Source organism: Hoeflea sp. TYP-13 (genome assembly GCF_040932035.1).
Lineage (GTDB): Bacteria > Pseudomonadota > Alphaproteobacteria > Rhizobiales > Rhizobiaceae > Hoeflea_A.
In genome coordinates, this window is sequence record NZ_JBFRBB010000001.1 from 526,527 (window position 1) to 540,524 (window position 13,998).

The 13,998-nt window shown below is 57.8% G+C and carries 16 protein-coding genes and 1 pseudogene; 6 read left to right on the top strand and 11 right to left on the bottom strand.

Annotation, left to right across the window (positions count from 1 at the left end; genetic code table 11):
- The first annotated feature begins 200 nt into the window (after positions 1-200).
- Positions 201-1,280 carry a formylglycine-generating enzyme family protein gene (locus tag ABVT35_RS02345; RefSeq protein WP_368464665.1) on the top strand — a complete coding sequence of 360 codons (1,080 nt, stop codon included), beginning with the start codon at positions 201-203 and terminating at the stop codon, positions 1,278-1,280.
- Positions 1,281-1,402: 122 nt separating this feature from the next.
- Here the strand turns inward: ABVT35_RS02345 and ABVT35_RS02350 are convergent, their stop codons facing one another.
- The 8 genes and pseudogenes from ABVT35_RS02350 to yghU form a co-directional block, all read right to left on the bottom strand.
- Complete coding sequence (locus tag ABVT35_RS02350; RefSeq protein ID WP_368464666.1) at positions 1,403-2,404, bottom strand: adenylate/guanylate cyclase domain-containing protein; 1,002 nt, start codon at positions 2,402-2,404, stop codon at positions 1,403-1,405.
- 48 nt (positions 2,405-2,452) lie between these two features.
- Positions 2,453-2,611: pseudogene (locus tag ABVT35_RS02355) on the bottom strand (hypothetical protein); the annotation flags it as partial.
- 255 nt (positions 2,612-2,866) lie between these two features.
- Positions 2,867-3,292 (bottom strand): hypothetical protein, encoded by a 426-nt coding sequence (locus tag ABVT35_RS02360; protein WP_368464667.1) that lies wholly within the window; start codon positions 3,290-3,292, stop codon positions 2,867-2,869.
- Between the two features lie 2 nt (positions 3,293-3,294).
- Positions 3,295-4,410, bottom strand: a complete 1,116-nt coding sequence (locus ABVT35_RS02365; RefSeq protein WP_368464668.1) for a hypothetical protein — start codon at positions 4,408-4,410, stop codon at positions 3,295-3,297.
- Positions 4,411-4,782: 372 nt separating this feature from the next.
- The gene (locus ABVT35_RS02370) at positions 4,783-4,962 is read right to left on the bottom strand and encodes a hypothetical protein (protein ID WP_368464669.1); all 180 of its coding nucleotides are present in this window, start codon (positions 4,960-4,962) and stop codon (positions 4,783-4,785) included.
- 80 nt (positions 4,963-5,042) lie between these two features.
- Positions 5,043-5,702: a hypothetical protein gene (locus tag ABVT35_RS02375; protein ID WP_368464670.1), complete on the bottom strand. Its 660-nt coding sequence runs from the start codon at positions 5,700-5,702 to the stop codon at positions 5,043-5,045.
- 47 nt (positions 5,703-5,749) lie between these two features.
- Positions 5,750-6,220: a DM13 domain-containing protein gene (locus ABVT35_RS02380; protein WP_368464671.1), complete on the bottom strand. Its 471-nt coding sequence runs from the start codon at positions 6,218-6,220 to the stop codon at positions 5,750-5,752.
- Positions 6,221-6,327: 107 nt separating this feature from the next.
- Entirely contained in the window at positions 6,328-7,206 is an 879-nt protein-coding gene (yghU, locus tag ABVT35_RS02385) for a glutathione-dependent disulfide-bond oxidoreductase (RefSeq protein ID WP_368464672.1), read from the bottom strand.
- A gap of 406 nt (positions 7,207-7,612) precedes the next feature.
- On the opposite strand from yghU, the gene ABVT35_RS02390 reads away from it, so the two are divergent.
- Entirely contained in the window at positions 7,613-9,187 is a 1,575-nt protein-coding gene (locus ABVT35_RS02390) for a right-handed parallel beta-helix repeat-containing protein (RefSeq protein ID WP_368464673.1), read from the top strand.
- An 89-nt stretch (positions 9,188-9,276) separates the two neighbouring features.
- The gene (locus ABVT35_RS02395; RefSeq protein WP_368464674.1) at positions 9,277-9,966 is read left to right on the top strand and encodes an isochorismatase family protein; all 690 of its coding nucleotides are present in this window, start codon (positions 9,277-9,279) and stop codon (positions 9,964-9,966) included.
- Here the strand turns inward: ABVT35_RS02395 and ABVT35_RS02400 are convergent.
- Positions 9,959-10,444: a GNAT family N-acetyltransferase gene (locus ABVT35_RS02400; protein ID WP_368464675.1), complete on the bottom strand. Its 486-nt coding sequence runs from the start codon at positions 10,442-10,444 to the stop codon at positions 9,959-9,961. The genes ABVT35_RS02395 and ABVT35_RS02400 overlap by 8 nt on opposite strands.
- 137 nt (positions 10,445-10,581) lie before the next feature.
- Here ABVT35_RS02400 and ABVT35_RS02405 point away from each other — a divergent pair, with 137 nt between their 5' ends.
- The 3 genes from ABVT35_RS02405 to ABVT35_RS02415 are packed head-to-tail and all read left to right on the top strand — an operon-like array spanning position 10,582 to position 11,851.
- The gene (locus tag ABVT35_RS02405; RefSeq protein ID WP_368464676.1) at positions 10,582-10,914 is read left to right on the top strand and encodes an ArsR/SmtB family transcription factor; all 333 of its coding nucleotides are present in this window, start codon (positions 10,582-10,584) and stop codon (positions 10,912-10,914) included.
- Positions 10,915-10,937: 23 nt separating this feature from the next.
- On the top strand, positions 10,938-11,399 hold the full coding sequence (locus ABVT35_RS02410) for an SRPBCC domain-containing protein (RefSeq protein ID WP_368464677.1): 462 nt from the start codon (positions 10,938-10,940) through the stop codon (positions 11,397-11,399).
- Entirely contained in the window at positions 11,399-11,851 is a 453-nt protein-coding gene (locus tag ABVT35_RS02415) for an SRPBCC domain-containing protein (RefSeq protein WP_368466257.1), read from the top strand. Before ABVT35_RS02410 ends, ABVT35_RS02415 begins: the two co-directional genes overlap by 1 nt.
- An 11-nt stretch (positions 11,852-11,862) precedes the next feature.
- On the opposite strand, the gene ABVT35_RS02420 is transcribed toward ABVT35_RS02415, so the two are convergent.
- Together ABVT35_RS02420 and ABVT35_RS02425 are read right to left on the bottom strand one after the other, a co-directional pair.
- The gene (locus ABVT35_RS02420; RefSeq protein ID WP_368464678.1) at positions 11,863-12,627 is read right to left on the bottom strand and encodes an alpha/beta hydrolase; all 765 of its coding nucleotides are present in this window, start codon (positions 12,625-12,627) and stop codon (positions 11,863-11,865) included.
- A gap of 16 nt (positions 12,628-12,643) precedes the next feature.
- Positions 12,644-13,843 (bottom strand): CaiB/BaiF CoA transferase family protein, encoded by a 1,200-nt coding sequence (locus ABVT35_RS02425; RefSeq protein ID WP_368464680.1) that lies wholly within the window; start codon positions 13,841-13,843, stop codon positions 12,644-12,646.
- Positions 13,844-13,998 lie beyond the last annotated feature (155 nt).

The window sequence follows — 13,998 nt, forward strand, 5'->3', positions numbered from 1 at the left end:
ATTGTGCATCACGTGCGCAAGCTTGACTGCGGGTCAAGTAAAAAGGGATTTGGTAAACCGTCACCGTAAATATAAATGTGTCCGTTTAGCCGGGGGAACTTCACTGTGTGACATCGTTACTAGAATCCAACGGCTTTCAATTGAAGCAGGCGGCTGCTAGTCTGATCTTTCCGTTGTTTGCCAGAGGAGATATACGCCCAATGCTGGTCAAGGCACTGAAAGCACGCGTGTTGGTGCAACCGGTTGTGCGCCGTTTCGCGATTGGCGGATTTTCTGCGGCGGCGCTGGCGATCTCCGTCACGATTTCCCCAGCTCAGCAACCTGGCGAGACTTTCAGTGACTGCGAGCAATGTCCCGAAATGGTGGCGTTGCCGGCCGGAACCTTCACCATGGGCCTTACCCCCGAGGAGCGGAAGCATCCGTTCATCGGAGCCGTGCCCGCCGATCTTCCTGCGCATGAAGTCAATATTGGTTACCGGTTTGCGATCGGCAAATATGAGGTCACCACCGCGCAGTTCGACGCCTATGTGCGAGAGACCGGAGACCGGACCGGCGGCGTCTGCGCCATAAGGCTGATCGAACAGGGACCGAACGCGCTGAAGTTTACCGGCACGCGGCACCCCGGGGATACCGGCGGTGAATTCGGACCCTACCTTGTCTACATCACCGATGGCTCTTATGCGCAGCCCGGATTGCCGGTCAGCCCGGAACAACCGGCTGTCTGCGTGTCGCGCCTGGAGATTGCAGGTTACCTTGATTGGCTGAGTGCAAAGACCGGCAGAGAATATCGTCTGCCCAGTGAAGCGGAATGGGAATATGCGGCGCGCGCGGGAACCCGGACGATCGGCTTCTGGGGCAATGATTTCGCCGAAGCTTGCGACTATGCGAATTTTGGCGACAAGCGTTCAGGCTATCAGGCGGGTATCGCCGCCCCCTGCGCCGAACAGGCAAGACATGAATGGACCGCGCCGGTAGGTTCCTACAAACCGAACGCCTGGGGCATTCACGATATTGCCGGAAATGTTCAGGAACTGACAGCGGATTGTTGGCATGAAAGCTATAATGGCGCGCCCGCTGACGGTTCGCCATGGACCGAACCGGATTGTTCTCTGTGGGTGGCGCGCGGCGGCGATTACGAGCACATGTTCGTTTCCATGCGCGCGGCCGAGCGGCTATTCTACGGGTACGTTCCCGAGGCAGGCGGCGTCGAGGGGCCTGACGCCGGCGACAATGGCCGCTCCAATGTCGGGGGCTTCCGCGTTGCCGTAACGCTGGAATAAATAGATTACGGGGATTACGGTGACAGTTTACCAAATCCCCAATTCCCATGGGCGAGGCACTTTGTAGAGCCGATAGCACCCAATCGCAGTCGCGTTCGCGAGACCGGCCGCAGCCGCCAGCTTCACGCCTGCTTCAGCTTGAACAGCCTGATGGGCTTTGAGTAGCCCTTGACCGTTTCTTGCCCAAAACTCTCGGCTTCGAAGCCGGAGCCGGCAAGTTCTTCCGCAACCGCTTCGGAAAAGACCAGGGGCAGGTCGTGTTCCTTCGCCTTTTGCTCAAGCCGGGCAGCGATATTGATGTGATCGCCGTTGAATTCGATCGACCGGCGAAGGTCTCCCTGTTCGCTGGCAATCACCACGCCGGCATGCAGGCCGGCGCGGAACTCGGCTTCGTAGCCATAGATTTCGCGATAGTGTTTTGACCGTCTTGCGAGTGCCTTGCGCGCATCCAGCACCGCCGAAACGGCGTCCGATATGCTCGACCTATCATCGTGCCGCCACACCGCAACGATGCCGTCTCCCATGAACTTGTAGATGTCGCCCCGGTTGTCGGTGACGGCTTTCGATACATCGAAAATGAACTCGCTGATGAATTCGCGGGCGCGGACCACGCCGAGTTTCTCGGTGATTTTCGTCGAACCTTTGAGGTCGATAAAGAGAAAGGCCCGGTTTTCCTGCAAGGGCCGCTGATAGCGGCCGGTCAAAAGGTGCAGCAGGTTTTTCCCGCCGATGAAACTGACGACGCGCAGGACCAGCATGATGGTGACGGAAATGAGGAAAACCACCGGCAGCGTGATCGGGATGCGCGCGATGATCGCCTCCGCCGTGGAGGGCGGCGCGAAATAAAGCACGAGGAACGCAAGACCCGTCACGTACAAGATAAGGATGAGACCCGCATAAAGCACGGCATGTTTCAGCGGGCTGAGCTTGCGAAAGGCAATCCCGAGCGGCGCCTGTATGTAAAGAACCTCGAACAGGCTGACGCCGAGGCCGATCCAGGTGGCGAGGATCACCGCGTTGGAAACCGGCGCTCCAATCGCAATGCCGGCAACGACCCCGACCAGGACAAAGCTGAGTGTCCCGATAATCACCGTGAACAGTTTTCTTTTCGTGGTGTTGTTCACCGGCGCCTCAACTCTCCATGTCCCGCTATCGTAATCGTACCATATAGCTCAACGAACCTTCGCCGCCGAAATGAATTCCCCGAACGTTTCGCACCGCTCAAGCACCGTGCCGTACTGCGCGAGATCGACGCTGTCAGGAACGTGGAGGATAAAACCCTCGAAGGTCTTCGCGTCGCCGATCAGCCTTGCCTTATTTTTCAAGGGGAAGAAGCCGTGCTCGTCTTCGACGAATTCGCTGACGAGGTAGAGCTTGTAATCGGGGCTCCGGCGCGAGGCGTCCTTCGTGGATGACCTGGGTCGGCGTCACGCTGATTTTGAATTACGGCCACTGTTTGCCAAACCCCAATTTGTAAGGAGGCGGATCTCGCCCGCGCCGGAGACAGATAATTGTGCATCACGCGCACAAGCTTAACTGCGGTTAAGTTTAAAGGGATCCAACAAATTGCAACTGCAAAAACCCTTTCACGCCAGTTTGCGAATTAATGCTAGTCCAAGGCACACCAATACGGGAATGAGAAATGCGATCAGGCAGCCAAAACCTAAAAATGCATAGAGGTTGCAGCTTCCAAATTCCGTGCAATCGGCATTTTCATAAAAATAAATAAACACAAATGCTGCCAGTCCGGCAGGCACAAGTGGCAGAAGACAATAAAGATAAATACTTATCGCAGACCCAGCGACAAGAGCTAATACAAATAATATTGTCCACTCCTTATATTCACCCCACCAATACGCACCAAAGAACGGGTCATCAATGACGCCGTTTTCCAGCGCAAAATAGCCGCCGACAATAACAATCAGATCAATAATCGCTTGCGCGACAATTCCAGCGAAAGCACCGAAAAGGCCACCGTTTTGATCGTTTCCGTTTTGATCGTTTCCGGTCATCTCTAGTTTGGACAGTCATCGAGCGAAAATCTAATCGGCGCTGGTGCATATGCGGGGACCAGCATGCAGTCGACACCATCACCGGTTGCAATCGCGACCGGGTGTGCAATGATGGGGAGAATGTTCACCTGATCTGTAAGTAGTTGATAACTCTGACTTGTCCCTAAAGCACTCTCCACGCTGCTCTTTACCGTTATCCAACTATCTTCCCAGGATGCAGAGTAGGCGACAACATCCTTGTAGCCTTCAGATACCGAGTTAACGTCATCACCGCCGCCAAGTTTCAGCAGTGCCATCAAATATGGCGCATTGATACGCATCTCTTTGCCTGCTGTATCGCTTGCCACCTGTACGGAATTCGTAATACGGATCTGGTTTCCATCCGTGCCCGATACACGGGTAGATGTTTTTAATATTGTACCGTCGCCCAGCGAAAGTACCCGCACAATTTCTTCGGGCTCAAATGACGCATCGGTGAGAGCTAGTCCTTTGAATATATTGACCGTCCGCTCTGGTTGAACGGCTGCCACGTCTCCTACGGCCTTTGCAATCGCAGCCTCAAGATCGCTTGGCTTGAAACGATATTGCAAGCTAGAACGCGATCCCGTTGGTGTCTGTTGGGGTTTGGTAAAACTGGCAGCCCTAGGCATGTAAGAGATAATTTCGTCAGGAGTGTTTGCAAAGGCTACGATGTCAGAGGGATATGGATCAGGATAAGGGTTGCTATGGTAGTTTCCAGTCAGGCTTCGTTTATCACGCTGTTTACCTTGAGCCGAAAGCAGTCCGAAACTTAAACCAGCAAAAGGCCACCGAACACCGTCAACATCACTGTTCCCTGCATTATGTATTTCGAAGCGCATACAATAAGTGAATTGGGTTCCTTCCGACGTGTACCCAACATAAACATCTAATGGATAGAGAATGTTCAACCTGTCGATTTCTGCGCGATCATGTGAGATGCCACTCTCATTATCTGACGAACGGGATACATCTGAAGGAGAATATGGTTTGAAATTATTTGCTGATTCTGCAAGACAGGCCTGCCTCCAAGTGTGGTCAGAAGCTACCGCTTCGTAAACGGAAAAGAATGCTACTAGTAATGCGAGAAACCTATTCATTGCAGGACCCCAATTAGTTGTATTGTCCTTTTGGGTTCCCAATTTGTCAAGTTGCCCACAGTAAACACTCTAGTATCTAAAGATTATTGATTTCGAGTAGCAGGTATTTAGGCAGATTTTGCTATTACGAGAATGCGGTAGCAGGTTATAAACCACAATTGAGGTGGAGAATGAGCTTGCTTGTATCGGCACTGAACAATCACACCTTAAACACGTAGATATTACGATATACAACTTAAAAGGTTCATTCCTAAATTCACAGAAACAGCACCCCCCAACGATACTTCGCCGCCGCAAGAAACCAGCTGGACATCCGCAATATCTGGAAGTTTCCACTTGGCACAAAGGGCTGATTGGCAGTTTTGCCGGGATCTATTCCCCGGTCCCGTCGAACGTTGTGTTCCAGCTTTCCGGCCACAGGCCCAGCGCTTGCGTGATCACGCCGATCAGCAACAGAATAATAAAGAGGACGCCGACGATCAGCGCCTGCCGGCCGGTCGGCCACTTTTGAAAACGGCGGTAGCCGCGGATTTTGTGTTTCGGGTCGTCCAAGGCTCCGCTCCAAATGTTGAGGGGTCATGGTTCAAGTTTGCTCGCCGAACCTATTATAGCGGACAATCGTGACGCTACGGTCAGGTCTTCGGCAGGGCCGCCCCGTCCATCCGCTGCATCGCCCAGCGCACCAGCCCGCCGACCCACAGGAACCCGAGCACCCCGCCGAGATAGACATTCATGGTGCCGCCCGGCGCGAGAAAGCCGCTCTGGCCGAAAACGGTGACGGTCTCGATGGCCTGTTCGAACAAAAAGACGGCGCTCAGCCCCGTGAGCCAGCGCGGAATGAGCGGCGACGCGCCAAGGCCGAGAACCATGACGGGCGCCGCCATCGTCATGGTCGATCCGTTGACCAGCGGACCCCAGAAGGCGGCGATGTCGAAGATGGTGCGGGCGGCGGCCGGATCGAGCCCCTGCGGATGGAACGCCAGCCCGGCCCAGATCCAGGCCTGTACCTGCACGGTGATGGCAAAGCCGAGCACGCCCGCAAAAAAGATATAGCGGTGGGGCTTCGGAAGCAGGGCCGCGATCTGCCCGGCGAAAATGGCAAGCCCCAGCGAGATAAACGCCGCCGTCCACGCGTAGGTCCTGGCCTTGCCGCCATTGTTGGTGAACCAGTCGACCACTTCCTGGCCGCTCGAATCGATGGTCGGGAATCCGCTGCCGAGCGCAACAAAGCTGTAGATATAAAAGGCTGCAGTCGCCAGGATGGTGATGAGCAGTATGCGTGACGGTTTCATGCCGTTCCCTCCTTCCGGTCATGCGCGCTCGTATCGCGGCGCCCCCCTCAGCGATACTTCGCCGCCGTGATGAACTCGCCGAACGTCTCGCACCACACAAGCACCGTGTCGTACTGCGCAATATCCACACCCTCCGGAACGTCGAGGATGAAGCCCTCGAAGGTCTTTACGTCACCGATGAGTTTTGACTGGTCCTTTAAGGGAAGGAATGCGTCCTCGTCTTCGACGAACTCGCTGACGAGGTAGACCTTGTAATCAGGGCCGGGCGCGAGGCGGCCTTCATGGATGATCTGGGTCGGCGTCAGGCTGATCTTACCTTCGCCCCAGTGCAGGAAATCGCTGCCTTTCAAGTCGCGGGTAAAGTTCGCCGAGAACTGCGCGGCCTGCGCCTTTTGCTGAAGCACCGCCGCATCGGGCGCCTCGGGCGCGGTCAAAATCGGTAGGAAATAAACCCCGAGCCCGAAGCCGATTACGAGCACCACCCCGTGAGAAATCACCAGCAGGATCAGTCGACGCATTTGAATCTCCACCGCTTTATCTGAGGCCCGAGACTATATCAGCGCAGCCGGGGCGTCCACGCGGCCGCCCCCTTTATGCCGGCTAATTCCCGGCGCGCTTCTCCGTCTCAGCTCGCCTCTTCCGCGGGCTCCAGCTTGTCCTGCGTCCGCAGCTCGAAATCCGAGGCATCGTGGCGTTCGTGCAGTTGCTCGTGCGGCTCGCCAAAGGCGCGGTTGACCATGCGTCCGCGTTGAACGGTGGGGCGGGTCCCGATCTCTTCGGCCCAGCGGCGCAGGTTCTTGTAGCTTTCCACATCCAGGAACTCGCCGGCCTCGTAGACCTTGCCGAGGACAAGATTGCCGTACCACGGCCAGATGGCCATGTCGGCGATGGTGTAGTCGTCGCCGCCGATGAACCGGTTATCGGCCAGTTGCCGATCCAGCACATCAAGCTGGCGCTTTGCTTCCATGGCGAAGCGGTTGATCGGGTATTCCAGTTTTTCCGGCGCGTAGGCGTAGAAATGCCCGAAACCGCCGCCGAGATAGGGCGCCGAACCCTGCAGCCAGAACAGCCAGTTCAGCGTTTCCGTGCGCCCGGCTATGTCTTTCGGCAAAAAATGTCCGAACTTGTCGGCAAGATACAAGAGGATCGCGCCGGATTCGAACACCCTGCTGCCGGTCTCGGTGTCGAGCAGCACAGGGATTTTCGAATTCGGGTTCAAATCGACGAAGCCGCTGGAAAACTGATCGCCGTCGCCGATCTTGACGAGATGCGCGTTGTACTCGGCGCCTTGCTCTCCAAGCGCCAGAAGCTCCTCCAGCAGGATCGTTACCTTCACGCCGTTGGGCGTGGCGAGCGAATAAAGCTGCAGCGGATGTTTGCCGCGCGGCAGCACCTTTTCATGGGTCGGCCCGGCGATCGGGCGATTGATCGACGACCAGTTGCCGCCGTTTTCCTCGTCCCAGGTCCAGACTTTGGGCGGTTCGTAAGCATTGCTATTGGACATTAATCTCATCTCGTTGCGTGTGTTGCGGTCGAGTGCGCAAATAGGGCGCCCCGGTGGCCAGGATCAAGCACCGGCAGGTTTGATTGACCGGGTTTTTTCACCTCATACCATAAACAAGGAATGATCTGTTGAGTCCTTCATCACAGCGGCAAAATCATTTCACGAGAAACGGGCGATCCTGTTCGGGTCAGCCGCAAGCAAGGCTCCGCCAACCGGAAATACTGCGCAAAAAAAGGGGCGGATTTGTATGAAAATACCGGTCAGGGTTGTCAACGGCTTATATTGAATGCCAAAGTTGCAGTCCGGGCTCCGGTTACAGAGTTGCGCGCCGGGTTCGGTGGGAAATCCAACAGTCTTTGCACGTCCGTTGAATAGATTGAATTTATTTCGGGGATCGGGGGGTGGCATGGCCGGCAAAAAGCTCAGACACATCGAAATTGAAGCGTTGAAGATCGACCCCGGCGAGCCCATTGTCATTACCCACCTGCGCGGCACCTATGACCGGCCCGTCGTCGTCACGTGCAAATCCACAATCAGCGTCAATACATTCGGAATCCCGGCTCACACCGCGTCGAACAGGATTGCGCAACTGCGCCAGGAAAACGGCTTTTATCCGAGCGTCGGACAGGTGTCGGATCAGGCCGCGCTCACCCTTTCCAACTGTCAGTTTGTCGTCCTGATAGGCTTGAATTTCGATAAATGCTGGCCCGCCGCCCTCAACCTCGACAACTGCCAGAATATTGCCGTGCTGGATTGTACCTTCGGTGCCTGCACGGTCGCGATCGGCGCCAACGGGATTGATACCCGCGACATTTGGGTGGAAGGGTGTACCTTCAATCAGACCGACAAACGCCGTTTGTGGGACAAAATCAAGTGGCAGCAGGTCCACGGCTCGTTTGAAAATTCGGATGAGAAGGTCTCGGTCGAGGATGATCAGCGACAGTTCGACGGTGATTTCTTTCGTGCCTGGAACATCGCCGGAAACGTGACGATACGCGACTGCGACATTGCGGATGCGTTCAACGGAATTCACTTCTTCAACAGCGTCGACGACCTGCCGGACGATGAGGACCGCATGGCGGTGCGCTTCAATAACGGCCGCCGGTCTGCTTCGAATGTTCTGATCGAAAACAACCGGTTCGCGCGCATCAGGGACAACTGTATCGAACCGGAAGACCATGCTTGGAACTGGGTGGTGCGCAGCAACACGTTCGACAATTGCTACGCACCTTACTCCTTCGAGCTTCAGCGGGCCGGCTGGTTCTATATCTATGACAATCATCACTGGCTGGAAAAGCCCGCCACCGTCGGAGGCCGCAAGGGCGGCTCCGGGTTCAAGCTCGGCGGCAGGCAGAACAACGAAGGCGATTTTTACATATTCAACAACTCCTGGCTTTTCGAACATGGCGAGCGTCTTTTCCGCAAAAGGGCGCTGGGGCGCATGAAGCATTTCAACAACGCAGTAAAGTTGAAAAAAGGAACCAGGCGTTTGTTCGGGTCTGCCTGGATGAGGCAAAACGAATATTGTGACGATCCGGCCGAAGGCGAAGACCAGCGCTTTACCCGCCGCTGGAAAGATCTCGGTATTTCCATCGACGGTGACTGGATCCACGAGCTCGGGGGCCTTGACTGGCGCGATTATGTGAAGGCCGGCTATAACCTTGGAGACGGCACCACCAACAAGGATCCCGGTTATTCCCGCCCGACAAAGCGCCCGAGGCGCAAAAATGCGGAAATGTGGCTGGAGCCGTCGGCTGAAATGCAGGTGAAGGGTGTGGCGTGGACGATGCGACTGCCCGGATATGAAGAGGCCGGCAAAGGCAAGGGAACCTTTCAGAAAGACTACGAGATAGCGATACCGGAAGAAAGTGGCGTCGGAGCCGGCATGAGCGACGACAGGCTGGCCAATTTCAGGGAATTGTTGCGGTTTGTTCCCGATTTTCCTGTATCACGCTCGAGCCTGGATGGCGGCACTGCATGAGCGGTGCGCAGCCGTGATATTTCTGCCCTCATAGCGTGCCTATATCCGGCACATCGTCGCCGTTGCCCCGGCAAAACTGGAAGCGAATAATGCATCCGACTGAAATCCCGAAGAAATACATCGACCGCATCATCGCCCGCCGTGGCCGGCTGCATCTCTTCGAACGCATCGATCCGGCCCGCACGGCGCTGCTGGTGCTCGACATGCAGAATGTGTTTCTCGAGCCCGGCCTTTCGCCGATGGAAATTCCGGGGCTGCAGCAGATCGTGCCCAACATCAACCGCCTGGCGCGCCTTTGCCGTGATAACGGCGCGATGGTCGTGTGGACGCAGCATACGGCGGGCAGGGAGTGGCGCTCTTGGGCCCGCAATCTCGCCGCGCCTGAGACGCGCGACAGGATCATCGAACTTACGGCGGAAGGATCCCACGGCTTTGCGCTTCATAAATCCCTCGACGTCGATGAAGCGGACCTGCGCATTGCCAAGCGGCGCCACAGCGCGTTCGTAGGCTCTTCAGGAATGCACGAAAAACTGCAGGCGGCCGGCCGCGATACGCTGATCGTCACCGGCACGCTCACCAATGTCTGCTGCGAGACGACGACGCGCGATGCCATGCAGCTCAACTACAACAGCATTTTCGTGTCCGACGCCAACGGCACCCGCAGCGATGAGGAGCACCTTGCGAGCCTCATCAATCTCGCGCTCTATTTTGCCGACGTCATGACCACAAACGAGGTGGCGCGGCTGTTCGAGACCAGCCGTTCGAAAGGCGTCACCTGAGATAGCGTACAAAAACGTGGCAGGGCCCGTAGGTCGGATCGTCAAAATCCGTGAGCCTTTCGCAGCCCGCCTTTCGGAAGGCGCTGTGGGCGCGCGTATTTTCCACCGAAGTGCACAGACCCGCGAGCGGTGCGTCCGTGGTTTCGGCGAGGCGGGCAAAAAGAAGCTCCAGAGCTGACGGCCCTGCACCTTTTCCGGCCTCGTCCGTCGCACCGATGAAGATGTCGATATCGACCGACCGCGGCGGAACAGCGGTGAGCCCGACCGAGGCCAGCGCATCCGGATCGACGGTCTCCCAGCGCAGATATCCGACGGGTCTTCCGTCGCGCGCGATCAGTGCGTGATTGTCCGGCCCCGTCTCGTCGAACTGTTCCAGCCGTCCGTCCGAATCGCCCCACCATTTCGACACATGGTCGCTGTGCAGCCAGCCGGCAATCGTTTCGCGGTGGGAATTTTCGACGGGCAGGAGCGTGATCATCGCCGGACCTTTTTCAAATGCCGTTCCCCATATAGGACATGGGCGAACAAATCTCCATGGGCATCCGCCTCTCCGACACTAAGTTTTTTACCTAAGTAATATTGACGGCGTTCCAGCATCTCTATAAAGTTAGGTTTATGCCTAACTATCAGACACGGATCGACACTTTCTTCCATGCGCTCGCCGACCCGACGCGGCGGGCCGTGGTCGAGCGCCTCGCCGGCGGCCCGGCCACGGTGGGCGAACTGGCGCAGCCGTTCAAGATGGCGCTGCCGTCCTTCATGCAGCATCTGCGCGTGCTCGAAGACGGCGCCATCATCACCACGGAAAAGACCGGTCGCGTGCGCACCTGCCATCTGCGCCGGAACGCGCTGGAGACGGTGGAGGGATGGCTTCGCGACCGCCGATCCGTCTGGGAGGCGCGGCTCGACGGGCTTGAGCAATATCTCGACAACGAACAACAGAATTAGAGCAAAGCTTTAGGGAGAACAGCATGGCAGGCAAACCGGAAATCGTCCATGAAACCATCAGGGTAGAGCGGCTTTTCAAGGCCGCGCCTGAGCGGGTTTTCGCCGCCTGGGAGGACAGCGACGCGCGCCGCCGCTGGGAGCCGACGCCTGAGGACATGGAGATGGACTATGAGAGTTTCGACTTCCGCGCCGGCGGCTACGAAAAGAGCCACCTGAAGAAGAACGGCGAGGTGATCGTGAGTTTCGATACGTGGTTCATCGACATAGTTCCGGCGAGCCGTATCGTCTCCGCCGTGCGCGTTATTTCAAATAGTGCTGCCTTTTCCTGCATGCAGTCGACCATCGATTTCCGCCCCGAGGGCACCGGCACACGCCTCGTGTGCTGCGAGCAAGCCGCCTTCATGACCGGTCAGAGCATGCGCTCGGCCCACGAAAACGGCTGGGGCGTCATGCTCGACCGGCTGGAGAAGGAGGTGGACGGGTGATGCGGCCGGTCCACGGAACGATCGCGCTTGAGCGGTCCTTTGCCGCCGCGCCGGAAAGGCTGTTTTCAGCCTTCGCCGATCCGCGCGCACGTGAACGCTGGTCGGCGCCCAGCACGGACGTGGAGGTCAGAATTCTTGAAAGCGACCTTCGCACAGGCGGCGGTGAAACAGCCCGCTGCGGTCCGAAGGGCGGCCCGATGAACTGGGAAACGCGTATCTCCTACCATCTGGTCGAGCGGCCGAGCCTGATCTCCTTTACCGAGGAGCTCCGGGATGGCGAGCAGCTTCTCACCGTGGCGCTGATCACCTTCGATATCGTCGAAGCGGACAATGGCGGCACTATCCTGCGGCTGACCGATCAGGTCACCTCCTTTGTTGGCGAAGGCGCCGTGCAGGGGCACCGGGAAGGCTATGCGGCGGTGCTCGAAAATCTGGCCGTAGCGCTGGCCTGAGGGTCGGCCCTTCAGGCTTTGTCCATCCAATCGGCGGCGACCGCCGCAACATCCTCCCAGCCGGGCTCCATAAACAGGAAATGCGCGTGGTTTTCGGCGAGATGATAGGTTCCCTTGTCGCCGTACTTTTCGGCGATCTGCTTGCCGACCGCCGGACGCACCGCCCGGTCTTCCGCCCCGCAAACGACGACGACGGGGCAGGTGACCTTGTCGAAGTCCACGGCCACCGCGCGGTTGTCGTCGAACATCCAGAAGAACATCTCAAACATCACCCGGCCGGATTCGGGGCCGAGCTTTTCGAAGGTCTCGTGCTGGGTCTTTTCATCCAGCCTGTTCCAGGCAAAGGGCGCGATGAGGTCGAAATCGACGTGTACGGGCGCTTTCCAGAACGGGCCCTGTTCCATGAAGGCGCGCGCCACGGCCCGCTCGTCATCGGTCTCGGGTAGCATGCCCCATGTTGCGTTCGGATTGATCAGCACCAGACCGCTCGCGAGCCCCTGCGCCGCCACTTGCTGAGCAACGATGGCGCTGACCGCGTGGGCGATGATAACCGGCGGGCTGTCGAGTGTCTTCACAAACGCCGCTATGTCCTTCGTGTAGTCGAGGATGCTGGTGTCCGTCAAAGCGGGATCAGGATCCGATTTCGTGTCACCCCCATGGAAGCGCAGCGCCGGGACGTGACAGGTCCAGCCGCGCGCTTCCAGAAATGTACGGTAGTTTTCCATGCACCACGGCCCTGCAAATGCACCGTGCAGCAGAACGACATTCTTGCCCATGATAACTCCCTCGCGGTCAGTTGCGGATTTTGGCCTGCACCGCCGCGCCGTTTTCTTCCAGCGCGGCAATCGTATCGTTGTCGAAGCCGTGTTCGGCGAGGATCTCCCGCGTCTGCTGTCCGAGCACCGGCGCGCCGAGCCGGTTTTCGGCTTCCGTGGTCGAAAAAAGCGCCGGATTGCGGGTCTGGCGGATCGGGCCGGCCTCCGGATGATCCAGTTCGACGATCAGGTCGTTGGCCGCGATCTGCGGATGGCTGATCACTTCGCGGCGGGTCAGCACCGGCGCACACGGAACATCCTCGGCTTCGAGAGCCTCGAGCCATTCTGCAGTGCTGCGGTCCTTCAGGATCGACTGGATGAGTTCAAGCCGCTCGTTCTTGTGGGTCTCGCGGCCTGTTGCCGTCTTGAAGCGTTCGTCCTCCAGAATGTCCGGCCGTCCGGCGGCGCGGGCAAAGGCCTGCCACTCCTTGTTCTGCATCACCGCGACGCTGATATAGCCGTCGGTGGTCTCGTAGATGAGATCGATGAAGGACTGCGCGGTTTCGGCCCCGTTTTCCTCGCCGACGAAAGTGTGCCGGCCCATATCCGAACTCCAAAGGAACGAGACGACCGTGTCGAGCATGGAAAGGCGCACATGCTGACCCTTGCCGGTGCGTGTCCGGGACAAAAGCGCAGCCGTAATCGCCTGCGCGGCCTGGATGCCCGTCAGCTTGTCCGGCAGGATGGTGCGCACAAGGCGCGGCCGCTCCTCGTCCGAGCCGGCCTGCACGGTGGTCAGGCCCGAGACCGCCTGGATAAGCGGGTCGAACACGGGCTTGTTCGCGTAAGGCCCGTCAAAGCCGAAGCCGGCAATCGAAACGTAAATAATCTGCGGATTGATCTCGCGGATCGCCGCTTCGCCGACGCCGATCCGGTCGGCAACACCCGGCCGGAAATTCTGCACGATGACATCGGCGTCCGCCGCCAGGCGCTTGAGCGCCGCAAGCCCGTCCGGGTTTTTCAGGTTCAGAACGATCGAGCGCTTGTTGCGGTTGTTGTTCAAAAATGAAGCCGAAAAGCCGCCGCGACGGGTTGCGACATGCCGTGCGTGGTCGCCCTGCGGGGCTTCCACCTTGATGACGTCGGCGCCCTGGTCGGCCAGCGTTCTGGTGGCGAGCGGGCCTGAGATCATCGAGGTCAGATCGATCACTTTGAAACCGTGCAGCGGACCGGACATGTTTGAAGCTCCAAAGGTTAAAGACTGCGATATAGCGGCCTTTGAATGAAAGACCATATTACCGGACCGGGCAGACGGCCATCATAAAAATTCCACGCTTTTCCGGCTTCATTTCCACCTCAGATTGTCCATACTCGCAATAGTGTACGATTGCG

Excerpts from the sequence above, each read along its gene's own strand:
- ABVT35_RS02345 (WP_368464665.1), top strand. The coding sequence starts at position 201 with ATGCTGGTCAAGGCACTGAAAGCACGCGTGTTGGTGCAACCGGTTGTG.
- ABVT35_RS02360 (WP_368464667.1), bottom strand. The coding sequence starts at position 3,292 with ATGACCGGAAACGATCAAAACGGAAACGATCAAAACGGTGGCCTTTTC.
- ABVT35_RS02365 (WP_368464668.1), bottom strand. The coding sequence starts at position 4,410 with ATGAATAGGTTTCTCGCATTACTAGTAGCATTCTTTTCCGTTTACGAA.
- ABVT35_RS02375 (WP_368464670.1), bottom strand. The coding sequence starts at position 5,702 with ATGAAACCGTCACGCATACTGCTCATCACCATCCTGGCGACTGCAGCC.
- ABVT35_RS02380 (WP_368464671.1), bottom strand. The coding sequence starts at position 6,220 with ATGCGTCGACTGATCCTGCTGGTGATTTCTCACGGGGTGGTGCTCGTA.
- yghU (WP_368464672.1), bottom strand. The coding sequence starts at position 7,206 with ATGTCCAATAGCAATGCTTACGAACCGCCCAAAGTCTGGACCTGGGAC.
- ABVT35_RS02390 (WP_368464673.1), top strand. The coding sequence starts at position 7,613 with ATGGCCGGCAAAAAGCTCAGACACATCGAAATTGAAGCGTTGAAGATC.
- ABVT35_RS02395 (WP_368464674.1), top strand. The coding sequence starts at position 9,277 with ATGCATCCGACTGAAATCCCGAAGAAATACATCGACCGCATCATCGCC.
- ABVT35_RS02400 (WP_368464675.1), bottom strand. The coding sequence starts at position 10,444 with ATGATCACGCTCCTGCCCGTCGAAAATTCCCACCGCGAAACGATTGCC.
- ABVT35_RS02405 (WP_368464676.1), top strand. The coding sequence starts at position 10,582 with ATGCCTAACTATCAGACACGGATCGACACTTTCTTCCATGCGCTCGCC.
- ABVT35_RS02410 (WP_368464677.1), top strand. The coding sequence starts at position 10,938 with ATGGCAGGCAAACCGGAAATCGTCCATGAAACCATCAGGGTAGAGCGG.
- ABVT35_RS02415 (WP_368466257.1), top strand. The coding sequence starts at position 11,399 with ATGCGGCCGGTCCACGGAACGATCGCGCTTGAGCGGTCCTTTGCCGCC.
- ABVT35_RS02420 (WP_368464678.1), bottom strand. The coding sequence starts at position 12,627 with ATGGGCAAGAATGTCGTTCTGCTGCACGGTGCATTTGCAGGGCCGTGG.
- ABVT35_RS02425 (WP_368464680.1), bottom strand. The coding sequence starts at position 13,843 with ATGTCCGGTCCGCTGCACGGTTTCAAAGTGATCGATCTGACCTCGATG.